The organism is Salimicrobium halophilum (assembly GCF_900100295.1).
GTDB lineage: Bacteria > Bacillota > Bacilli > Bacillales > Halobacillaceae > Salimicrobium > Salimicrobium halophilum.
The window spans coordinates 55,787-78,908 of sequence record NZ_FNEV01000005.1 but is presented as its reverse complement, the minus strand read 5'-3'; the positions used below and the strand labels follow the sequence as shown (position 1 = coordinate 78,908).

At 47.4% G+C, this 23,122-nt stretch carries 21 protein-coding genes; 5 read left to right on the top strand and 16 right to left on the bottom strand.

The genetic code is table 11. From position 1 onward, the window contains the following. Window positions 1–10: 10 nt before the first annotated feature. The 8 genes from BLQ44_RS09195 to fumC form a co-directional block, all read right to left on the bottom strand. The gene (locus BLQ44_RS09195; RefSeq protein WP_093193594.1) at window positions 11–1,159 is read right to left on the bottom strand and encodes an acetylornithine transaminase; all 1,149 of its coding nucleotides are present in this window, start codon (window positions 1,157–1,159) and stop codon (window positions 11–13) included. Beyond that, a complete protein-coding gene (argB, locus tag BLQ44_RS09190; protein WP_093193593.1) occupies window positions 1,156–1,962 on the bottom strand; it encodes an acetylglutamate kinase in 807 nt (268 codons plus the stop codon). The genes BLQ44_RS09195 and argB overlap by 4 nt, the downstream gene beginning before the upstream one ends. Next, window positions 1,925–3,142 (bottom strand): bifunctional glutamate N-acetyltransferase/amino-acid acetyltransferase ArgJ, encoded by a 1,218-nt coding sequence (argJ, locus tag BLQ44_RS09185; protein ID WP_093193592.1) that lies wholly within the window; start codon window positions 3,140–3,142, stop codon window positions 1,925–1,927. Before argJ ends, argB begins: the two co-directional genes overlap by 38 nt. Window positions 3,143–3,166: 24 nt before the next feature. Next, window positions 3,167–4,201: an N-acetyl-gamma-glutamyl-phosphate reductase gene (gene argC, locus BLQ44_RS09180; protein WP_093193591.1), complete on the bottom strand. Its 1,035-nt coding sequence runs from the start codon at window positions 4,199–4,201 to the stop codon at window positions 3,167–3,169. 438 nt (window positions 4,202–4,639) lie between these two features. Next, window positions 4,640–6,127 (bottom strand): glutamate synthase subunit beta, encoded by a 1,488-nt coding sequence (locus BLQ44_RS09175; protein WP_093193590.1) that lies wholly within the window; start codon window positions 6,125–6,127, stop codon window positions 4,640–4,642. Next, window positions 6,096–10,742: a glutamate synthase large subunit gene (gene gltB / locus BLQ44_RS09170; RefSeq protein ID WP_093193589.1), complete on the bottom strand. Its 4,647-nt coding sequence runs from the start codon at window positions 10,740–10,742 to the stop codon at window positions 6,096–6,098. Before gltB ends, BLQ44_RS09175 begins: the two co-directional genes overlap by 32 nt. Before the next feature lie 302 nt (window positions 10,743–11,044). Beyond that, window positions 11,045–11,254: an alpha/beta-type small acid-soluble spore protein gene (locus BLQ44_RS09165; protein WP_093193588.1), complete on the bottom strand. Its 210-nt coding sequence runs from the start codon at window positions 11,252–11,254 to the stop codon at window positions 11,045–11,047. Between the two features lie 98 nt (window positions 11,255–11,352). Further along, on the bottom strand, window positions 11,353–12,744 hold the full coding sequence (gene fumC, locus BLQ44_RS09160; RefSeq protein ID WP_093193587.1) for a class II fumarate hydratase: 1,392 nt from the start codon (window positions 12,742–12,744) through the stop codon (window positions 11,353–11,355). A gap of 151 nt (window positions 12,745–12,895) precedes the next feature. Between fumC and BLQ44_RS09155 the strand changes: the two genes are divergently transcribed. Next, window positions 12,896–13,516, top strand: a complete 621-nt coding sequence (locus BLQ44_RS09155) for an NAD(P)-dependent oxidoreductase (protein WP_093193586.1) — start codon at window positions 12,896–12,898, stop codon at window positions 13,514–13,516. Window positions 13,517–13,580: 64 nt separating this feature from the next. Here the strand turns inward: BLQ44_RS09155 and BLQ44_RS09150 are convergent, their stop codons facing one another. The 5 genes from BLQ44_RS09150 to BLQ44_RS09130 all read right to left on the bottom strand — a co-directional run bounded on the left by BLQ44_RS09150 (window position 13,581) and on the right by BLQ44_RS09130 (window position 17,437). Further along, entirely contained in the window at window positions 13,581–14,363 is a 783-nt protein-coding gene (locus BLQ44_RS09150) for a M15 family metallopeptidase (protein ID WP_093193585.1), read from the bottom strand. Between the two features lie 76 nt (window positions 14,364–14,439). Continuing rightward, window positions 14,440–15,900: a methyl-accepting chemotaxis protein gene (locus BLQ44_RS09145; RefSeq protein WP_093193584.1), complete on the bottom strand. Its 1,461-nt coding sequence runs from the start codon at window positions 15,898–15,900 to the stop codon at window positions 14,440–14,442. 197 nt (window positions 15,901–16,097) lie between these two features. Further along, entirely contained in the window at window positions 16,098–16,340 is a 243-nt protein-coding gene (locus BLQ44_RS09140; RefSeq protein ID WP_093193583.1) for an IDEAL domain-containing protein, read from the bottom strand. A 153-nt stretch (window positions 16,341–16,493) separates the two neighbouring features. After that, entirely contained in the window at window positions 16,494–17,096 is a 603-nt protein-coding gene (wrbA, locus tag BLQ44_RS09135) for an NAD(P)H:quinone oxidoreductase (RefSeq protein ID WP_093193582.1), read from the bottom strand. Between the two features lie 122 nt (window positions 17,097–17,218). Further along, window positions 17,219–17,437: a hypothetical protein gene (locus BLQ44_RS09130; RefSeq protein ID WP_093193581.1), complete on the bottom strand. Its 219-nt coding sequence runs from the start codon at window positions 17,435–17,437 to the stop codon at window positions 17,219–17,221. A 153-nt stretch (window positions 17,438–17,590) separates the two neighbouring features. On the opposite strand from BLQ44_RS09130, the gene BLQ44_RS09125 reads away from it, so the two are divergent. Continuing rightward, window positions 17,591–18,457: a cation diffusion facilitator family transporter gene (locus tag BLQ44_RS09125; protein ID WP_093193580.1), complete on the top strand. Its 867-nt coding sequence runs from the start codon at window positions 17,591–17,593 to the stop codon at window positions 18,455–18,457. On the opposite strand, the gene BLQ44_RS09120 is transcribed toward BLQ44_RS09125, so the two are convergent. Together BLQ44_RS09120 and BLQ44_RS09115 are read right to left on the bottom strand one after the other, a co-directional pair. Continuing rightward, a complete protein-coding gene (locus BLQ44_RS09120; RefSeq protein ID WP_093193579.1) occupies window positions 18,445–18,750 on the bottom strand; it encodes an AzlD domain-containing protein in 306 nt (101 codons plus the stop codon). The genes BLQ44_RS09125 and BLQ44_RS09120 overlap by 13 nt on opposite strands. Then, entirely contained in the window at window positions 18,747–19,481 is a 735-nt protein-coding gene (locus BLQ44_RS09115) for an AzlC family ABC transporter permease (RefSeq protein ID WP_093193578.1), read from the bottom strand. Before BLQ44_RS09115 ends, BLQ44_RS09120 begins: the two co-directional genes overlap by 4 nt. Before the next feature lie 201 nt (window positions 19,482–19,682). Here BLQ44_RS09115 and nhaC point away from each other — a divergent pair, with 201 nt between their 5' ends. From nhaC to BLQ44_RS09100, 3 genes are all read left to right on the top strand, one after another. Next, window positions 19,683–21,077 (top strand): Na+/H+ antiporter NhaC, encoded by a 1,395-nt coding sequence (nhaC, locus tag BLQ44_RS09110; protein ID WP_093193577.1) that lies wholly within the window; start codon window positions 19,683–19,685, stop codon window positions 21,075–21,077. Between the two features lie 90 nt (window positions 21,078–21,167). Continuing rightward, window positions 21,168–21,941, top strand: a complete 774-nt coding sequence (locus BLQ44_RS09105; RefSeq protein ID WP_093193576.1) for an MBL fold metallo-hydrolase — start codon at window positions 21,168–21,170, stop codon at window positions 21,939–21,941. A gap of 88 nt (window positions 21,942–22,029) precedes the next feature. Then, window positions 22,030–22,230: a cold-shock protein gene (locus BLQ44_RS09100; protein ID WP_093193575.1), complete on the top strand. Its 201-nt coding sequence runs from the start codon at window positions 22,030–22,032 to the stop codon at window positions 22,228–22,230. 101 nt (window positions 22,231–22,331) lie between these two features. On the opposite strand, the gene map is transcribed toward BLQ44_RS09100, so the two are convergent. Further along, a complete protein-coding gene (map, locus tag BLQ44_RS09095) occupies window positions 22,332–23,084 on the bottom strand; it encodes a type I methionyl aminopeptidase (RefSeq protein WP_093193574.1) in 753 nt (250 codons plus the stop codon). Window positions 23,085–23,122 lie beyond the last annotated feature (38 nt).

Here is a 23,122-nt window from a genome sequence, read left to right as displayed (position 1 = left end):
CGCTGTTTTTTCATGTGGATTTCTTGTCATGAAATATTTCATCAAGTATAGCCAATGCTGCATCCAACTGTTCGGTGGTTACCGTCAGCGGAGGCAGGAGACGGATAACGTTAGGTCCCGCCGGCAGCACCAGCAGTCCTTTCTCTCTGGCCGCTTCGATCAAAGGTTTCGCTTCGTGGTCCCATTCGATGCCTATCATCAATCCGAGACCGCGGACTTCTTTGACCGCGGGGAGATCAGAAACGATTTTCTCTAGCTTCTGTTTGATATACGTGCCTTTCGCTCTTACTTCCTCCAGAAAATCTTCACGCAGTATTTCTTCAAGCGTCGCTTTTGCCGCTGTCGCGCTCAGTGGATTCCCTCCGAATGTGGACCCGTGTGCCCCAGGTCCGAAGTCATCCTTCAAATATTCTTTTCCAAGCATCGCACCTATCGGGAAACCGCTGCCGAGCCCTTTCGCTGCCGTTATAATGTCAGGATCGAGTCCGACTGTCTGATAAGCGAACAACTCTCCGGTACGGCCTATGCCCGTTTGAATTTCATCGACGATAAGGAGTACACCTTTTTCGTTACATACAGCCTGCACGTACTCGAGGAATTGTTGATCTCCAGGACGGACTCCACCTTCTCCCTGGACAACCTCCAGTAGGCACGCTGCTGTATTTTCATCGATGGCAGCTTCTACACTGGCCTTGTCGTTCCATACAGCGTATTCGAATGGTTCGAGCATCTGACCAAACCCGGTCCGCACTTTTTCCTGGCCGGTAGCTGCCATCGTAGCAAACGTGCGTCCGTGAAAGGACTGATGGAACGTAACGATTTTGTCTTTCCACGTATGCTTACGTGCCAGTTTGATGGCAGCTTCATTCGCCTCCGCCCCACTGTTACAGAAGAACACAGCATCCATGGACGAGTGCTCTGTAAGAAGATTAGCAGCTTCTTCCTGAGCCGGTATCGGAAACAAGTTGGAGACATGCCATACCCGGTTCATCTGCTCCTCAATCGCCCGTTGTACCATGATCGGCCGGTGTCCAAGATTGTTCACACCGATCCCCGCCATGAAATCCAAATACTCATCGTTATTCTCATCCCGGACTATCGTTCCTTCTCCATCCGTAATCGTAATAGGGAGACGAGGGTAGGTAGGAAATAGACTCATGTCATCGTCTCCTTTCTCTCTTTATGAATAATGGTTCCCTGCCACGCGTTGTTCTGTATAATCGGCTGTTTGCCGCTGGTGATCATCACTTCCTCCAGCGTTTCGGAAAGAGCTTCTTCCGCTCCTCTCACTTTGGGAATCATGCCTCCATCGATCGTCTTCTCTTCGATGAGCTGATTGATATCCCGGGAAGTAAGCTTAGTCAATACTTCCTTATTCTTCATCACGCCCGGAACATCTGTAACGAAAATCAGCTTTTCTGCATCAAGCGCTCGCGCGATTCCGGCAGCAGCCGTGTCTGCATTGATATTTACGATATCTCCACTCTCCGTGCGTCCAAGTGGAGCCACGACAGGTAAGAAGCCTCCACTCAGAAGGTGGGACAGGAGCTCTGTTTCCACCTCAGGGGACGTTCCTACATACCCGTAAGCGTCATAATCAAGGTAATCGGCACGGATCATGCCGTCGCACCCTTTCAGCCCGACAGCATGAACTCCTTCCTCAATGAACTTACCCGTGAGCTCCCTGTTCTTCGTACCACTGAGTACGGTCTCCACCACTTCCATAGCCGGCTTTGTCGTCTTACGAAGTCCCTGTATAAAAGGGGCGTTCACGTTTAACGCTTTCAACTTCGAAGAAATATCAGGACCTGCTCCGTGAACCACGATAAAGTCGTAGTGCTCCTTCAATTCCTTTACGCTCTGCAGGAACTCTTTTTCCAGTTCATCAAGCATACTGCCGCCTATTTTCAGAACGAGCAGTGGTTTATGTCCGGTAGCTGGCGTTGATTTTGACATAGTCATACGTCAGATCGCACCCCCAGGCTGTTCCGGATGCCGTACCTGCCTGGAGATCCACGGTGATCCGTACTTCATTTTGAGAAAGGTAATCAGAAACCTCTTCTTCTGAGAAATCGACGCCTCCGCCTTTTTCAAATACGGTATAAGGACCGACGGAAACGATACATTGATCAGCTTCGAACTCCGCTTTACTGTGCCCCATCGCTCCGATGATCCTTCCCCAGTTCCCATCTTCTCCGTAAATGGCCGTTTTGACCAGACTGGAGCCGACGATCTTCTTAGCCACTTCTCTCGCTTCTTCCTCCGAACGTGCCTGATTGACCTGGACTTCTACGAGTTTCGTAGCACCTTCTCCGTCCGCAGCGATTTTCTTGGCGAGTTCACAGCATACTTCCGAAAAAGCAGAAGCGAAGACGTGCCAGTCTTCATGTGATTCATCCAACATTTCGTTCTCCGCCATGCCGTTAGCCATAGCCAGGACCATGTCGTTCGTCGACGTTTCCCCGTCCACAGTAATCTGGTTGAAAGAATGGTCAACCGTAGATTTCAACAGGCGGTTCCAGGCATCCGGGTCTATGTTTGCGTCCGTCGTAATAAACCCTAGCATCGTTGCCATATTAGGGTGGATCATCCCGGATCCTTTGGAGGCTCCTGCAACAGTAACCACTTTCTCTCCTATTTTCATCCGGTAGCAGGATGATTTCGTTTCTTTATCCGTCGTCAAAATAGCAGAAGCGAAATCTTCGCCCCCATCATCTGTCGGAGTCACTCCGAAACACCCCTTCTTCACGAGGTCCATCGGCAACTGATCTCCGATAACCCCGGTCGATGATACAGCTACAGCAGTTTCAGGGATTCCGTGGTACTCTGCCAGCCACTGTCTCATCTGAAAAGCGTTTTTCATCCCCTGCTCTCCTGTACATGCATTCGCTACAGCACTATTCACAATCACTGCCTGGATCATCCCATCCGCCAGACTATCCTGCGTCACCTTTAAAGGAGCCGCCTGAAAATGACTCTGCGTATACACAGCAGCACTCACAGCCGGAACATCACTCATAATGACACCTACATCTTTTCTCGTCTTTCTGAGCCCTACGTGAACCCCTCCGGCTTTGAACCCTTTCGGAGTGACAATGGTACCTTCTTTCACCTTTTCCAACTTTTCTAGCGTATCGATCAACTGTTGACTCCTTTCTGCTCACTGTTACGGGTAAAGTGGTAAGAGTTTCAACCCTTCCGTTTCTTCAAACCCTAGCATTAGATTCATATTTTGCACCGCTTGCCCGGAAGCTCCTTTTAACAGATTGTCTATGACAGAAACAATCGTCAGACGTCCGGTCCGTTCGTCTACGGTCAGGTGGATATCACAAAAATTAGAAGCATACACATCCTTCGTCGACGGAAATTCTTCCCTTATCCGGACGAAAGGACTGTTTTCATAAAAGTCACGATAAATCTTCAGCCATTCCTGCGCCGATACATTTTCATCGCCCTGGACATACATCGTAGCCATGATTCCTCGGGTCATCGGCACCAGATGAGGGCTGAAAGTGATCGGAGATGTTTCTCCTCCCCACCATTCCAGTTGCTGTTCAATTTCCGGAATGTGCTGGTGTTCATTCACTTTGTAGATTCTGAAATTCTCTTCTGTATTCGCATAAATCGTCTTATCCGATGGGGTTTTACCCGCTCCGGATATACCTGATTTTGCATCAATGATCAACGAATCCCCGTTCCACCCTTCCCGGTGCGCCAATGGAGCCGTACCAAGGAGTACTGCTGTGGGGTAGCATCCGGGGTTTGCCACAATTTCAGATGCTTCGATATTCTTTCTATTCGTTTCAACCAATCCATATACCGCTTCTGTGAGTAATTCTTCGGAAGCGGATTCTTTTTTGTACCATTTTTCATAATCTTCGGTTTTTTTAAGACGCAAATCTCCGGATAAATCGATCACTTTCACTCCACTATTGAGAAAAGAAGGGGTAAGATCCTTGGACACACCCGCCGGAGTAGCAAGGAATAATACATCCAGGTCCTTCTTCATCTGTGCTTCCTCTATGGGTCGCAGCTCCTCCTGAAACCATCCGGATACCTGAGGCATAAAAGATGAATAAGGCTCCCCTGCCTGGGAAGAGGAATATAAAGAAACGTCACCCACGTGCGGATGATTGTGTAATAGTCGGAATAATTCGCTTCCACCATAACCGGTGGCTCCTACAATACCAACGTGTACCAAATTGAGACTCCTCCTCTGAGTTATGAATAAATATTTATAAAAACGTATATTTATGCCTATGATATATCTTTTTAGAAAAATGTCAATACACTGTGCTGATTTTTGATACAGAAACGACCCATCTTTTCAGACGGGTCGTTCTTTGCTATCATTTTCTTTTCTTAGTCCAGTTACGGACGTATCAATCATTTTTGAGGACCTGGGTCGCTTTTTTGCGGACTTTCGACAAGCTTCGACAGTCATTTGCGGACCATCAGCCGAATTTTGCGGACCTGGCCAGGGTTTATTCTAAACGGCCGTCTCCGCTTTTCTTGTCTAGCTACGACATCCAGAAGCACATGTCACAAGCAGTGATTTCTTTTTCAGGAAAGAACCCCTGAAAAGAGAAACCCCTGCTTATGCCAGAGCTTCTAAGCGGGATGTCTCCGCTTTTCTTTCTTAAACTGGCTCAGCAACGCCCATGAGGTATTCGTCACAAGCTTTTGCAGCGGCACGCCCTTCGTTGATCGCCCATACGATCAGGCTCTGGCCGCGACGCATGTCTCCAGCTGCGAAGACTCCTTCTTTGTTCGTCTGATACGTGTTCAAGTCTGCTTTGACATTGGTACGTTTCGTCGTTTCAATGCCCATTTCTTCAATGAGCTGCTGTTCCGGTCCTGTAAAACCGATAGCAAGAAGGACGAGATCCGCTTTCCAGACCTTCTCTGTGCCCGGAATCTCTTCGCGGTACTTGTTCCCCTGCTCGTCGAACTTCAGCTTCACGTTAACCGTGTGAACTTCCTTGATCTGTCCGTTCTCATCCCCTACGAATTTCTTCGTCTGAACAGCGTAAGCGCGAGGATCGTCTCCGAACACTGCTTCTGCTTCTTTCTGTCCATATTCAATACGGTGAATGACTGGATATTGTGGCCAAGGGTTCACTGCTTCATCTCTGTCCGCAGGCTTTTTATCATAAATGTCGAACTGAGTCAGTGTTTTACAGTTATGACGCATCGATGTAGCGAGACAGTCCGTACCTGTGTCTCCACCACCAATGACGATGACATCTTTTCCTTCAGCGGAAATGTACTGGCCGTCTTCATGATCGGAATCAAGAAGACTCTTCGTGTTCGCATGAAGGAAATCCATAGCGAAATGCACGCCATCCAGGTCACGACCTTCGACGTCGATGTTGCGGTGGTTGGCAGCACCTCCGCATAGAACTACTGCGTCGTTCTCTTCTTCAAGTTGAGCGGAAGGAATGTCTTTGCCGATTTCCGCATTTGTGACAAACGTGATCCCTTCTTCTTCCATCAGACGGATCCGGCGCAGGACAACGTCATAAGAAAGCTTCATCTCAGGAATTCCATACGTCAACAAACCACCGAGGCGATCATCACGTTCATACACGGTAACCGTGTGCCCCGCTTTATTCATCTGATCGGCAACCGTCAGACCGGCAGGACCGGAACCGACGACAGCCACCTTTTTGCCGGTACGTGTCTTCGGTGGTTCTGCAACGATCCAGCCATTTTCGAACCCTTTCTCGACGATAGAGCGTTCTACGGATCGAATAGCTACAGGGTTCTCGTTCAGGCCGAGGACGCATGCCCCTTCACAAGGTGCCGGGCAGGCGATTCCTGTGAACTCAGGGAAATTGTTCTGTTCATGAGCTTTGAACAATGCTTCTTTCCATTGTCCGCGGTATACGAGATCATTCCATTCCGGAATGTAGTGGTACACCGGACACCCGGAGGTACCGCCTGCCATTTCCGTACCGGTATGACAGGTCGGGACCCCGCAGTCCATACAGCGGGCGCCCTGCCTTTGAGCCTCTTCATCTGACATAGGGATCGTATAATCGTTCCAATCTTTCACTCTTTCTTGTGGATCGCGCTCAGGACGGCCCTGACGCTCATACTCCATAAACCCGGTCGACTTCCCCATTATGCTCCTCCTCCTTCTCTTCTTCTGTACGCTGTTCTTCTTCGCTCTTCTGACTGAGTTCAAATGCTTTCATTTCCGCTTCGAATTTGTCGTTTCCTTCATTTCTGAAGCCTTCAATCCGACTTCTCATTTCAAGGAACGCTACAGGAATGACGCGTTTGAAGCGAGGCAGCATTTCTTCCCAGTTGTCCAGAATACGTTGGGCTTTTTCACTTTGCGTGTAATTGGCATGCGTTTCGATGAGAGCGTAAAGCTCACGCTCTTCCTCTTCATCCGTGATCTCTTCTGACAGGACAAGTTCTTTATTCAGCTTTCTGCCGAAGTCTCCTTTTTCATCCAGTACATAAGCGATTCCTCCGGACATACCGGCAGCGAAGTTACGTCCCGTTTCGCCGAGGACAACTACGCGGCCACCGGTCATATATTCACAACCATGGTCTCCGACACCTTCGACGACCAGTTTCGCACCACTGTTACGTACCGCAAAACGCTCTCCGGCTTTCCCGTTGAGATACGCTTCCCCTCCGGACGCACCATAGAAGCAGACGTTCCCTGCAATAATGTTCTCTTCCGCTTTGAACGTAGAGCGTGGAGACGGATGAGCGATGATCTTACCTCCGGATAGTCCTTTTCCGACGTAATCATTCGCATCTCCAATCAAACGCATCGTGACACCTCGAGGAACGAAGGCCCCGAAACTCTGCCCTGCGGATCCTTTGAATTTCAGGCGGATCGTATCTTCAGCCAGGCCTTTCTCTCCATGTCTCTTAGAGATTTCACTTCCGAGAATCGTACCTGCCACACGGTGAATGTTTCGGATCGAGCCTGTACCTTCGACAGGTTTGCCCGTTTCGATCGCTTCTTTACAAAGCGGCAGCAATTCCTGTACGTCCAGGGATTTCTCCAGGCCGTGATCCTGCTCGATCTGTGCATAATGGCCGACATTCGAACCGACCTCAGGACGGTAAAGAAGGGCGGAAAGGTCGACATCTTTCGCTTTCCAGTGATCAATCTCTTCTTTTCTTTCAAGAACGTCATTACGTCCGATCATTTCGTTCATCGTACGGAATCCGAGTTCAGCCATCAGCTCACGTGCTTCTTCCGCGATGAAACGCATGAAGTTGGCCACGTCTTCGGCGTCTCCGATGAATTTCTTCCTAAGCTCAGGGTTCTGTGTCGCTACTCCTACCGGACACGTATCCAAATGACAGACACGCATCATGATACAACCGAGAACGACCAATGGCGCCGTTGAGAACCCATACTCTTCCGCTCCGAGAAGCGCAGCAGTTACGACATCGCGTCCTGTCATGAGCTTTCCGTCGGTCTCAATTGTTATTCTGTCACGCAATCCGTCGAGCAGAAGCGTCTGGTGGGTCTCCGCCACACCTATCTCCCAAGGCATTCCTGCGTGTTTGATACTTGTGCGCGGGGCAGCACCTGTACCGCCATCATACCCACTGATCAGAACAAGATCGGCACGACCTTTGGCAACACCGGCTGCAATGGTTCCAACTCCTACAGCGGATACGAGTTTCACGCTGACGCGAGCTTCAGGGTTGGCGTTTTTCAAGTTATGAATCAGTTCCGCCAGGTCCTCGATCGAATAGATATCATGGTGTGGTGGCGGGGAGATCAGTTCCACTCCCGGCGTCGAACCACGAACTTCAGCGATCCACGGGTAGACTTTCTTACCCGGAAGGTGACCACCTTCTCCCGGCTTCGCCCCCTGAGATACTTTGATCTGAATTTCATCAGCATTTACGAGGTAATGACTCGTTACACCGAAACGACCGGATGCTACCTGCTTGATGGAGCTTCTTCTCGATTTTCCGTCGTCATCCGGCGTGAATCTGTCTGAAGATTCTCCGCCTTCCCCGCTGTTACTGCGGCCTCCAAGACTGTTCATAGCCACTGCAAGTGCTTCGTGTGCTTCCTGACTGATAGCACCATAAGAGATGGCTCCTGTCTTGAATCGCTTCACGATCTCCTCGACCGGTTCCACTTCATCCAGTGGTACAGAAGGGCGATCCTTGAATTTGATCAAACCACGAAGGGATTGAAGATTATTCGTTTCATCCGTGATCATTTGGGTATACTTTTTGAAAAGATCATAATCATTAGTACGAGCTGCACGTTGAAGGGTATGGATGGTCTGCGGGTTGTACTGATGGTCTTCCCCGTTCATCCGATACTGATACTCATCACCCGGGTCGAGCGTTTTCATATTTACACGCTTCTCTTCAAAGGCATTCTTGTGTCGCAGGCGTACTTCTTTTTCGATTGTCTCAAGACCGATTCCACCGAGACGTGAAGCTGTTCTCGTGAAATATTGTTCGATAACCTCCGGGCTGATTCCCACTGCTTCGAATATTTGAGCACCACGATAACTTTGAATGGTGGAAATTCCGATCTTAGAGAGAACTTTGACGACGCCATCAGTCACACTCTTCACGTATTGCAATACGCTTTCTTCATACGTCTGATCAGGGATCTCTTTACGTTCTACGAGATCACGGAGCGTCTCGTACGCCAGGTAAGGGATGATAGCTTCCGCTCCATAACCCAGTAGCGTAGCGAAGTGATGGACTTCTCTCGGCTCTCCTGATTCAAGAATCAGACTGACTTTCGTACGAACTCCCTGACGGATAAGGTGGTGGTGCAAGCCGGATACAGCGAGTAATGCAGGAATAGCTGCATGGTTCTCATCAATCCCTCTGTCTGAGAGGACGAGGAACGTACTGCCGTTCTCAACAGCTTCATCCGCCTGCGCACACAAACGATCCATCGCTTTTTTCATCGGTAGGTCTTCGTCGCGCACATCAAATAAAATCGAAAGGGTTTCCGTGCCGAATCCTTCAATCGTCTGTTCTTTAAGTTTCTGAAGCTCCTCATTTGTAAGAATCGGCGTTTCCAGTCGGATATGACGGCAGCTGGCCGGTTGGGGAGCGACAAGACTTCCTTCTTTTCCGATCGTCGTCTCCGCCATCGTGATGATCTTCTCACGAATCGCATCGATTGCCGGGTTCGTCACCTGTGCGAACAGCTGTTTAAAGTAGCTGTACAATAGCTGCGGTTTCTTCGAAAGCACAGCAAGAGGCGAATCGTAACCCATGGAACCTACCGGATCTTTCTGATCCATGACGAGCGGTTTGATGATTTTATTCAATTCTTCCGTCGTATATCCGAAATTGAGCTGGTGCTCAATCAATTGATCGACTTCGACTTTCGGTGCTTCTTCTTTCGCTTCAGGAAGATCGGAGAGATCATACTTGTTCTCCTCGAGCCACTTCCCGTACGGTTTCTCCTCAGCAATGCCGAGCTTGATTTCTTCGTCCGGAATAATCCGCCCTTCTTCAAGGTCGACAAGAAGCATCTTCCCTGGATGAAGACGATCTTTGTATTCGATATCGTCCGCAAAAATATCAAGTGCCCCTACTTCAGAGCCGAGCACAATCATTCCGTCCTTCGTTACATAATAACGGGCCGGACGCAGACCATTACGGTCGAGACAGGCACCGATCTGCTTTCCATCTGTATAACATACGGCAGAAGGTCCGTCCCATGGTTCCATAAGTGTACTGTGGTATTCGTAGAAATCTCTCTTCTTCGGGTGAATCGTTTCGTCGTTCGCCCAAGGTTCCGGAATCATCATCATTGCGGAATGAGCAAGAGATCTCCCTGACAAATACATGAATTCAAGAGCGTTATCGAACATGGAAGAGTCACTGCCATCTTCGTCAATAACAGGCAAGATCTTTTGAAGATCCTCATTATGGAAAGCTTCCGATTGACACATTTTCTCTCTGGCACGCATCCAGTTCACATTTCCGCGAAGCGTATTGAATTCACCATTATGGATGGTGTAGCGGTTCGGATGAGATCTCTTCCAGGAAGGGAATGTGTTCGTACTGAAACGGGAATGGACTAAAGCGAAAGCAGTTTTGAATGTAGGGTGGTTTAAGTCGATGTAGAAGGAATCGAGCTGTTCTGGAATAAGCATTCCTTTGTAGACGATCGTTGTCGTGGAAAGGCTGCACATATAGAATTCCTTGAACTTTTCACTTTTTTCAAGCGTCTGCAGTGCCTGCTTACGTATGATATAAAGCTTTCGCTCGAGCTCTATGCGACTTTCGATATCCTCTGAAGGAGCGATGAACAACTGGGAGATGAACGGCATCGTCGTCTTCGCATTTTCCCCGACGTAAGATGCGTTGATCGGAACGGTTCTCCATCCCAGGAATTCCTGTCCTTCCTTCTCTACGATATCTTCGAATATTTTCTTTGCTTCTTTTCTGGCGTCTCTGTCTTTCGGCAGAAACACCATGCCGACCCCATACTTCCCGGCTTCCGGTAAATATATATCTTCTTTCTCACACTGTTTCTCGAAGAAAGAGTGGGGGATCTGAGTCATGATACCGGCACCGTCTCCGGTACTGACGTCCGCGCCCTGACCGCCGCGGTGCTCTAGATTACAAAGGATGGTTACTGCATTTTTTACGATATCGTGGGATTTCGAACCGTTGATGTTCGCAATCATTCCGATACCGCAAGCTTCGTGTTCAAAATCTGGATGATACAGTCCCTGCGGTGCAGGATAACCTCGTTTTTCCATACCCCAAAACCTCCTAAATATGATAAATAAGTAAGTTGTTTAAAATTAGAAAAATTCTGTTTAATTCGTTGTATCGCATAATTATAGTATAAAATCACTTTTTTTGCACGCCAGGTAACTTATTTCGTTTTCGAGAAACTTTGCAATATCAAGTATGTAATCGCTATCATTAAATTTTAAAAAATTTTTTACGAGCCCCGAACCATCGATTCAAGACAGAAATAAATATACATGAAAACGTTTTTTTATACATTTCAGACATAAAAAAAGAGAAAGGGCTGAGCCCTTTCTCCCTTTCACCGTTATTGTTGCTGTTGGCCTCCGAATTGTTGCTCAGCCATTTGCACAAGACGCTTCGTGATTTCACCGCCGACAGAACCGTTCGAACGGGAAGTAGCGTCTGGACCCAGCTGTACACCGAATTCCTGAGCAATCTCGTATTTCATTTGATCCAAAGCCTGCTGTACACCAGGTACGACTAGTTCGTTAGAAGAATTATTTCTAGTTGCCATTGTATCTCACCTCCTGTGTGTAATCGTAGTATGAACTCTCTTTCAATTTTTTATGAGAAAAGATTCATGGTAATTACAGGGAAGTGAAAAATGGCACGTTATTTAGCGTTCGGCTTGGTCATTTCTTTCGGATTAACGTATTCCTCGAACTGCTCTTCTGTCAATATATCAAGTTCTACCGCCGTTTCTTTGAGTGTCTGACTTCTCTCGAAAGCTGTCTTCGCGATTTTCGCTGCATTTTCATAGCCGATGTGTGGATTAAGTGCCGTCACCAGCATAAGGGAATCGCGCAAATATTCGTCGATTTTCTCCATGTTCGGCTCCAACCCTGCCACACAACGCTCATCAAAGCTTCTGATGCTGTCTGCCATGATTTGGGCCGACTGAAGGAAATTATAAGCGATGACCGGTTTGAATACGTTCAGTTCAAAATTCCCCTGACTGGCAGCAAAACCGATCGTCGCATCGTTCCCCATGACCTGAGCTGCGACCATCGTGACCGCTTCACTCTGCGTCGGATTGACTTTCCCCGGCATAATGGAGCTTCCCGGTTCATTGGCAGGGATCGTGATCTCACCGATGCCACATCTTGGTCCGCTTCCGAGCCAGCGCACATCATTCGCTATCTTCATCATATCCGCCGCAAGTGCTTTGATCGCCCCATGCGTATGAACGAGTTCATCATGGGAAGTAAGAGAATGAAATTTGTTCGGAGCGGAAATGAAGTCTTTTCCGGTATCTTCATTAATGTAGGAAACCACTTTCTCGGAGAAATCAGGATGAGCGTTCAATCCTGTACCTACCGCTGTTCCGCCGATGGCCAGCTCTTTTACGTATGTAACACTCTCCTCGAGCATCCGTTCCGTCTTCTCAAGCATACGGTGCCACCCGCTGATTTCCTGCCCCAGCGTCAGAGGAGTAGCGTCCTGCAAGTGGGTCCGTCCGATTTTTACGATTTCGTTAAACGCTTCCATTTTTTCCTTTAACGTCTGCTTCAACTGCTTGGATGAAGGCAGGAGAACATCTTCCACTTTGCGCACCGCTGCTACGTGCATCGCTGTAGGATACGTATCATTGGAACTTTGTGATTTGTTGACATCATCATTCGGATGGAGACGTACTTCTTTTCCTTCTTTCTCCAGCCACTCGTTACCGACATAAGCGATCACTTCATTCACGTTCATGTTGGATTGTGTACCACTGCCTGTCTGCCAGACGACAAGAGGAAAATGTTCATCCAGTTCCCCTGCTACAATCCGGTCTGCTGCATGAGCGATGGCAGCCGCTTTATCTCTTTCAAGAAGACCCAGCTCTTCGTTAGCGCGCGCTGCACTCTTTTTCAAAATGGCAAATCCTTCGATAACTTCTTTCGGCATACGTTCCTCGCCGATCGGGAAGTTCTCCTTGCTTCGCTGCGTCTGTGCAGCCCAATACTTATCATTCGGTACTTTCATTTCACCCAATGTATCTTTTTCAATGCGATAATCCATTCGTGGTCCCTCCCTAAAAATGGTTCCTATTTATTGTATCAACTTTCCGCTCAACTATCATCTATTCCTGTAAAAACATTCAGAAATCATGGACCACGGCATACTTCTGTTTTATACAGGGAAAAGGTATGGGTAGAAAAGGAGGAATTTCATGGACATAGCAATATTAGGAGCAACAGGGCGTGTAGGGAGCGCAGTCGCGAACGCCCTGGCAAAAGAACATAACGTGACGGCTCTCGTGAGGAATATGGATAAAGCCCATCAGATGCTCGATTCGGACATCTCCCTCATCGAAGGTGATGTACTCGATGAACAATCCCTGACCCAGGCCCTGGTGAATAAAGACGTTGTATTCAGCGGACTCAGCACCGACAAGACCACGACTTTATCCGAATCCATCCCTGAAGTCATAAGAATCATGAAAGAAAACGGTGTCCCCCGGATCATCACGATCGGTACAGCCGGCATTCTGAACAGCCGAACCGAAGAAGGGAAACTCAGATACGAGACGAATGAATCCAAGCGTCGCCTGACCTTCGCTGCCGAAGAACACGAGAAAGTATTTCGTACTCTCGCCGAAGAGGACAGAGAATGGATTATCCTTTGCCCGACTTATCTGCCGGACGAACAGACTCAAGGACCACTCCGGGAAGAAATCGACTATTTGCCTGAAGAAGGAAAGAAAGCTCCGGTGCAGGATGTAGCTGACATCGCCATCAGGGAAATACTTTCCCCTTCTTATAAAAATGTCCGTGTCGGCCTCGCCCTTTAAAAAAATCTCCCACAGCCGTTTACTGACTGTGGGAGATTCATTTCCATTTCTTATACGATTATTCCTAATTCGTCGGGTAAAGCCCGAAGAATTCTTCTAACGTTTCTTCTTGTTCATGTACCTCAGCAGCCAGTTTTTCTCCGATATAACGCAGGTGCCACGGCTCATAAGCGTATCCGGTAATATCGGTCTTCCCTTCCGGATAACGGATCACAAATCCGAAGCGGTGAGCATTCTCCTCAAGCCAGCTTCCTTCATCCGTTTCGATGAACGATTGTTCCAGACGGAAAGCCATTTCAGCAGACGTCACGTCCATCGCAAGCCCTGTCTGGTGTTCACTCGTACCCGGCTTAGCAGAATACCGATTTGCATATTCTTCTCCGTTTTCAGCGACCGAATTCTCATAAATCGTCTTCTGACGTTCATAAGAGCGGTATCCGGATGCCGCCACTAAGTCCAGCCCGTCTTCCTCCGCAGCCTCGAACAGAGCTTCAAGAGCTCTCGCAGCTTCTTCCCTCATCTGCTTTTTAGGATGGAATTCTTCAAAGGAAAAAGGAACATCCGGCTCCGTCAAATCCGGAGGTTCATACCCGTCCGGTAACTTCCGCTGCTTATTCACGATGACATCGATTCGTTCCGGTTCTTCGACTTCAATCATACTGCCATCTTCCGACACCTTTCTGTCCCCTGCTGATGCCGGCAGATCAGGCTCTTCTTTCTCAGAGACTTCCGTTTCTTTCGGAGCAGCCTTTTCTGGGTCCTCTTTTTCCTGCTCAGATGTATCTTCCGAGCACGCTGTAAGGAAAACTGCTATGCTTACTAAAACAGGTATGATCCACTTTTTCATGATTGTATGTACCCCTTGTGTAAAAAATATCCTTACATACTATACCACGGATACTCCTGATTTGTATATCGTCGGGTTACTCCTTAAGCCTTTCCATGGTCCGGTTCGCTTCCCGGATCGCTTCCGCAAGTCTCTCCTGGTCTTTGTTTCCATGGGAGACCGCTTGTTCAAGTTCATCAATCGTGGCAGCTGTTTCTTCGAATACTGCGGCAAGTTCATTGATGGACTGATCGATAGCTACGGAAGATTGTTCGACAGAAGACGCCTCTCTTTCAAAGTCGCTCATTCGATTCGCCAGATGATCCATGTCCTCCCGCACGTGCTGCAAAGATTCCGTAGTTCTCTTCGTAAGGGTGAGGCCATCTTCAAGCCTTTCTCCGTTTTCTTCCACCTGGTCATTCGTTTCCTGAGCATGACTTTTGATGGAAGTAAGATTCAAACTGATCTTATCCGCTGTCCCTTTCGACGTTTCAGCAAGCTTTCTCACTTCTTCTGCCACGACAGCGAACCCGTTCCCTGCCTCTCCGGCACGAGCTGCTTCTATACTCGCATTAAGCGCCAGAAGATTCGTCTGATCCGCAATGTTCTGGATCTCAGTCGTAAAGGACACACTTTCCGACACTTCACGACTCAATTCGGACGTTCTTCTTTGCATCATCGTGAAAATGCTTTTCAGGTCATGAATGACTTCGTTCAATTTCTCCAGATTCTCCTCAGCGATTTGTGTTTGCTCATTGGCACGTTCTCCCTGCTTTTTCACTTCTTCGAAAGATCGGATCATCCCCTTGGCGACCTGGTCTGTCCGGGATGATTCTTCTGTTATCGTCTGTGCTGTAGAAGCCTGTGACGAAGAAGCTTCCGCTACTTCCCGGAAGGCATGGAGCATATTGTTCATTCGCTGCTTTTGATTATCTCCGGCTTGCTCCATTTCGTTCAGTTGCACTCCTGCTTCCTCGGAGACATGAAGCAGACGGGTTGTTCTATCTTCATTATGTCGTAGCAGTCGATCGTTCTCTGTAGCACGTGTTTCTACGTCTCTCACTAATGTGCCGGTAATTTTCACCTGCATAAACAAGACAAGATAAACCAGCAGAAGGAACAACATGCTCATAAATAATGCTCTTGTATTGAAACCTGCCGCTTCTCCCTGGAATATGTAAAAACTATAAAGAATACCTGAACTGAACAAAGCGGAGAGAGAAAGAGATCGGTTGGAAACAGAGAGCGCTCCAATAGCGATAAGGAAAAATGCAAAAAGAATGTTCGTCACATATGAAGAATTCAATACGACCATAAACGCGACGCTCGCTTCTCCTACAATGATGACCGCGGGCACCAAGGTCTCATATTTCTTATACTTTTGCATCAAAAGTATAAGTAGTATACTTACGCCGCCTCCCACACCTATCGTCATCATAACTGGGAGTGGAGCTCCTACAAGTATTTCTACCGTTAAACCCAAAATGACAGACACTACCAAAATATTCGTCAATACCTTGTTCTGCCTTTCCATCAATGTTCTCTTCAATTCACTCATTTCTTCCCCCTCCTTTCCACCTATTGTATATCAATTTGAATGAACATTCATTTATTTTCAATAAAATTCCTTGGATTTTTTTATGATACTACAAAGGTCTACAAACTCTAACGGAATTCATCAAAATCCGCATTTTCCGCAAAACAAAAAGTGCACCCGCTGCATGCAGGTACACTTTTTGTTGACCGAACGTAATGCTATTCCCACGTATAAGGCTGATAGTGGACAGAAAGCTTCTCAAACGCTTCTCTGTCCTCATTGTCAATCGCTTCGTTGATAGCAGCGTCTAAACGGGATTTATTGAATTCATACATCATTTGATCAAGAAACAACCGGGAGGCTAACTTAATTCCATAGGACAACTCACGTTTCGCAGTAATAGTTCTACCCCTGTAAGACGGGAAACGACGAAGGACATAAACACTTTTTTGCTTCCTCATGAGATTACCCCCTCAACTCTTTTTTTCATTATGCAAGATAACGAGTGATTTAGCAACAATTTTCTGAATATTTAATTATAATATTCCCCGAATTATATTTTTGAAACGTCAGAAAAGCCGACAGATCGAAATAACATCTGCCGGCTTCATCCATTACTGATTCAATTTCGTTGCTACCTCAAGTGTACGCTTCGCCTGATGACGAACTGCTCCTTCTACATCTTCCTTCATGTTACCTTCTCCGTCTACACTCACACTTGTGCCGTACGGGTTTCCTCCCGCAGCAAAGATGGCGTCATCGGAATAACCGGGAGAAACGACAATCGCTCCCCAGTGGTACATCGTCGTGTAAATGTTCAGAATCGTAGCTTCCTGACCACCGTGAGGGTTCTGCGCAGACGACATAGCACTCGCTACTTTATTCACGAGTTTACCTTGAGCCCAGAGTCCTCCGGCCATATCAAAGAATTGCTTGATTTGTGCCGGTACATTTCCGAAACGGGTCGGAGCGCTTATGATGAAAGCATCCGCCCATTCGAGATCATCGACTTTCGCTTCCGGTACTACATCTTTGGTAGCTTCGAAATGTTCTTTCCATGCCGGGTTCTGTTCAATAGCTTCCATTGGTGCAAGTTCAGGAGCACGTACAAGTTTCACTTCCGCCCCTTGTTTCTCCGCTTCATCCTTGGCCCATTTCGCCATCTGGTAGTTCGTTCCTGTTGAACTGTAGTAAATGATTGCCAGTTTTGTTGTCATGCATAATCCTCCTTGAATTTCCTCATTCTGATTTTAGTTTCTGTTTCTTATATGGATACATACACAATTATATATCTTAGAGTAGTTAATCTCAAATTAAAAACACTCGTCATCGAGATTTTTTACTGAACAACGGAAATCCTTTCTTCCATCGCATAGGTCCATACACCATTTCTCCAACCTTGTTCCATCATCAGCTTCGAGAACGAATCAGCTGAAGATCCGTAAAACCGGAGTATAGCATGTTCCACATCTTCCCAGCCCTCGACATAAACATTGATATACTTCTCAAATCGCATGCCGTTGACTTCCCCTTCAATGACGATCGATTCTCTCCTCATCAAAGATCCCTCCCTCTTCTTCCATATTATTACCCCGTAAAAGGAAATATTAATCTTTTTTAGAAGCTTCTATTTATTCTGTCTTTTATCAGTCAGATGGCTTCGAAAGTAAATATTTGCTATGATGAAGAGATGACAAGGAGATGTATAGCCATGGCAAATAACCAATGGAAAAAAGGTGAAATAGGGGCCTGGGTAAGTATCATCACCTATCTTATCCTCGCTGTATCAAAATTGATCATCGCAGAAATCGGTACTTCTGATGCTCTTCGCGCTGATGGGCTCAACAATACAACGGATATCATCGCCTCACTGGCTGTTCTCATCGGGTTACGTATATCCAGGAAACCTGCGGACAGCGACCACCATTATGGTCACTCGAAAGCTGAAACCATTTCCTCTCTGATAGCTGCTTTCATTATGACCACGATAGGGATCGAAGTGCTGATCGGAGCCGGGGAAACGATCATCAATCAGGAATTCGGCACTCCCTCCTCGCTGACCGGATGGACAGCTATCATTTCCGCTTTCATTATGTACGGGGTGTACAGGTTCAATTTAAGACTATCAAAACAAGTGAAAAGCCGCGCATTGTATGCGGCGGCTCAGGATAACCGCTCCGATGCCCTTGTCAGCATAGGAGCGGCCGTCGGTATATTCGGTGCAATGGCAGGGATTCTTTGGCTCGACCCTGCAGCAGCTACCATCGTAGGGGTCGTCATTCTGAAAACGGCCTGGGACATTTTCACAGATGCCACCCACCTATTGACAGATGGCTTTGACGAAGAAGAACTCGAAGAAATAAAAGCGACGATCGACGCCCACCCCGGTGTCAAGAAAGTGGAAGATGTGAAGGCGAGACTTCAAGGTAATGAAACGCTCGTAGACGCCACCATCCTCGTATCACCAGGCATTACTGTACAAAAGGCTCATGACATTACGGATGAAATTGAAATCCTTCTCGAACAGAAACATCATATCCATTACGCTCACATCCACACTGAACCTTACAACGATTGAAATCCATTCAAAATGAATACTATAGCTATCGCTACCAGAACGACCACCATAATCGGAGCCCGGAGCCATGCTACTGTCAAAGCAGCTCCGCCTCCTGCCATACCGATCCACGGTTGTCCTTCGATGACGGTGAATATACCCGGGATAATGAGGGCCCCGAGTGCAGCATAGGGAATAGCGGCAAGCCACTTTCTCCCCCACCCGGGAAGATTAAGCTTCTCCATAATGAACACAGGCACAACTCTCGGCACGGCAGTAACGAGTGCCATTCCTACAATAGTCCACAACATCATTCTTCACCCTCCTCATCCGGCAACACGAAAATCCCTAAAGCTCCCCCAAGGATCGTACCGGCGACAATCGCCCATCCGGACGTCATTCCGGCCCACTGCCCCAAACTATTGATAGCCATAGCTGTGAGCGCAATGCCAGTAACAGCAAGCGAGTTCTTCATAGAAGGGACAAGAAGCCCGATGAACATAGCATAAAGAGCAATGCCCATACTGTCACTCAGCGACGGAGGCATGACATTTCCAAGGAGCCCTCCAGCGAGGGAGCCGAGTACCCACGAGCTGTAAGCAGCAATCATGATCCCTCCATAAAACCAGAAGGCATCCACTTTGTTGGCTTCTCTTTTATGGATCGAAGACATGGCAAACGTTTCATCCGTCAATAAAAGAGTTAATGGGAACTGCTTTTTCTTTCCTTCGGCTTGTATCTGATTCACAAAAGAAAGACTCATGACGAAATGCCGGAAATTCAATACGAACACAGCGATAATGATTTCCGCGGCTGTGACACCTGCTGCAATCATCGAGACCCCGAGGAATTGAGCAGCCCCTGCGAATACCGCTATGCTCATGAACGTAAGCTCCCACAACGACAAACCCGCCTGATAAGCAAGCACTCCGTATGTCAGGGCGATAGGTATATAACCGAGAATAATCGGAGACCCTGCGGCCATTCCTTTTCTGAACATTTGAATTCTGCCGGAGGAAGGGAGTGATTCTTCGTATGTATCCATAATCCCCCTCCTAACTTGAAATTTTCTACTATTATACATCATTAAGAAATACATACAGAAAAAAATTTTTCGAAAGAAGGAAAGAATTTGTCGGAGTCGTTGACATACCTGCCTTCCTGCTCTATAGTTACACCATATTCTTCATTACATAAAAGCGTCTAAGTAAAAAAGGCGTGTGAATTTTTCGAAAAGAGGGATTTTATGCTTCATCTACAACCAAAAAAACTCCCAGGACTTGCAGAATCGATTCTTATGCTTGCTCTGGTGCTTGCAGTTATAAGCTATTTCATCATCGGTGTGGGGACCAGCCCCCATACTCCGATTCTTATAGGGATTCTTATTCTTATCACTTACGGACTGATCAGGAAATTCACTTTTGACAACCTTCAGCACGGCATGATCCAGGGTGCCCAATCAGGCATGGCTGCTGTTCTTTTGTTCTTCGTCATCGGCATTCTTATCGCCAGCTGGATGGCCAGTGGTACGATCCCTGCATTGATGGACGTCGCTTTTTCTTTGACGGGAGGACCATGGCTCTATGCTCTGGTGTTTGCCATTACAGCTATTACAGGAGTCGCCCTCGGCAGTTCTTTCACTACTGCAGCAACTGTCGGTGTGGCATTCATCGGAGTCGCGCAGTCCATGGACCTGTCGCTTCCGATCATGGCCGGTGCAATCGTGTCCGGGGCTTTCTTCGGTGACAAAATGTCTCCGCTCTCTGATACGACGAACCTTGCCTCCACCGTGGTTAAAGTCGATCTGTTCGAACACATCAAAAATATGACGTGGACGACGCTTCCAGCCTTTGTCATCACTTTCATCCTGTTCATCTTCCTCTCTCCTGACGCAAACCAGGAGTCGGCTCTGTCACCTTTCGAGCAGGGGCTTGCAGAAACGGGACTGATTCATTGGAGTTCATGGATTCCTCTCGTCGTTCTCATCCTTTTCACAGTGACCAAACAACCCGCTTTCATCTCCCTGGCCGTTACAAGCATCACAGCTACAGTCATTGCAGGGGTACGCGGAACCATGGAATGGGGTGCTCTGTTCGGTTCCTGGTTTAGTGGGTTCCAGGCCGAGTCCGGAAACGAAGCAGTAACGGAGATGCTTTCTCGAGGAGGGATGAATGGCATGTTCTTCACCATCTCTATCGTGATACTCGCACTGGCTCTCGGTGGGCTGCTGTTTACGACAGGTATCATTCCGAGCATTCTCAGAAACGTTCAGGACGGACTGCGGACAGCTCGTTCAGCTACGCTGGCTACTGCCTTCACCGCCATCGGAATCAATATTTCCGTAGGAGAACAATATCTATCCATTCTTCTGACCGGAGAAGCATTCCAGGATATTTATGAAAAAACGGGCCTTGCCAAGAAGAACCTTTCCAGAACTCTCGAAGATGCAGGAACCGTCATCAATCCGCTCGTACCCTGGAGTGTTTGCGGAGTCTTTCTTTCCGGCGTACTGGGGGTACCTGTTCTTGAATATCTTCCATTCGCCTTTTTCTGCCTGTTATCACCGATCCTTACCATCATCTTCGGCTTTACAGGAAAAACACTTACAAAAAAGTCTGAATCAAAAGCAGAAGCTTCCTAGAGCTTCTGCTTTTGTTGTATAACTCCTCTTTATTACGGTCAAACTGTTCATAGAACGATTCAGATCACAGAACGGAAAAGAGGAGTAATCATGGATCACATGTCGCACGCTGTAGCAGAACCGGTCACCGATGACGTCGCGTTTTATCGGGCACGGATCGTCAATGTCGTGTTTATAGGAAAAGAACACACACCTGGGTGGATCCTTGTCGATACAGGGATCGAAGGATATGAAAAACGAATCATACACGCAGCAGAATCACGCTATGGAACACTTGCCCCAAGAGCTATAGTGTTGACCCACGGACACTTCGATCATTCAGGGTCCGCAGCTAAGCTATCCCGCCACTGGAAAGTTCCTATCTATGTCCATGAAAAAGAAGAACCTTATGTTACCGGAAAAAAACATTACCCCGTCGGAAATGCGACCGTAGGCGGTGGAGTTTTTACATTACTCTCCCCCTTTTACCCTACGAATCCGAAACATCTAAAACACGTAGAACATCTGTCCCCGGGAGGAGTTCTTCCCTTTCTTGATGAGTGGGAATATATTGAAACACCTGGTCACACGCCGGGACACATTTCATTGTTCCGTTCCAGGGACCGCCTGCTAATAAGTGGGGATGCGCTACTTACCGTAAATCAGGAATCACTTCTTTCTGTCATTACTCAGTACCAGCACCTGCATGGTCCTCCTGCTTACTTCACGATGGATGAAGCGGAAGCCGAACATTCCATTCAGAAACTCCAGAAGCTTTCCCCATCCATAGTCGTTCCCGGACACGGAACACCGATGAAAGGCAAAAAGATGAAACAGGAACTCGATGCTCTCGCCGGAGTCAATCCTTCTTTAAATATTGATTAATTTTTTGAAAATACTGAAAAATTTCGTTCCTATTTGACGAAAAAAATGCTAAAATAATTATCAATCAGGAACAAAGGGGGAAATTCTCATGCTGAAAGGACGGGTTAAATGGTTCAGTGATGACAGAGGTTTCGGGTTCATCGAATCTGATGACCAGGATGAGGATATTTTTGTTCATTTTTCCGCTATCAATGAGGATGGATACAAGACATTAAAACAGGGAGAAACCGTAACATTCGAAATCGAAGAAGGACGCCGTGGCCTGCAGGCCTCCAACGTCCAAAAATGACTGCTGTTCCAGCAGTTTTTTCTTTTGTTCAATAATCCATAGAAACAGCCCAACCAGAGGAAGAACCGCTTTCTCTCCGATTGGGCTGTTCGAATGTCCTTTTAGTCATCCTGCTCTGTAAGGATGATCGGTCCCTCTTTCGTAATGGCTATGGTGTGCTCATATTGTGCAGAAAGCGTCCCATCTACCGTTCTTGCCGTCCACTGGTTATCGTCCATCTTACTCTGCCAGGTACCGATGTTGATCATCGGTTCGATTGTGATGACCATACCGTCTTTCAAGCGGGCACCCTTCCCTGCTTCTCCGAAATGAGGGATGTAAGGATCTTCGTGGATCGATTCACCGATTCCATGACCAGTAAAATCACGAACCACAGAGTATCCTTCCCCTTCTGCATAAGACTGGATCGCATGGCCGATGTCGCCGATTCGATTACCGACCTTGGAAGCTTCAATCCCTTTGTACAAGGCCTGCTTCGATACGTCCATCAGCTTTTGAGCCTCATCACTGATAGTTCCGACTGCATGAGTCCATGCAGAATCTGCAAGAAAGCCGTTCAAATTGACGACCATATCGACGGTTACGATATCTCCGTCTTCAAGCTTCTCTTTACGAGGGAACCCGTGACAGATTTCATCATTGATACTGGCACATGTCGTGAATTCGTACCCTTGATACCCTTTCTGTTCCCCGGTCGCTCCATGCTTCTTCAGATAGCGTTCTACGAATTGTTCGATTTCCATCGTAGTTACCCCAGGCTTAATGAACGAACGCAATTCTTTGTGAACAGAAGCGAGCAATTCTCCGGCTTCTTTCATCTTTTCGATTTCTCTCTTGCTTTTACGTTTAATCATGACTCCCATCCTTTCTTAATCTTCTCTCTATGGTTTAT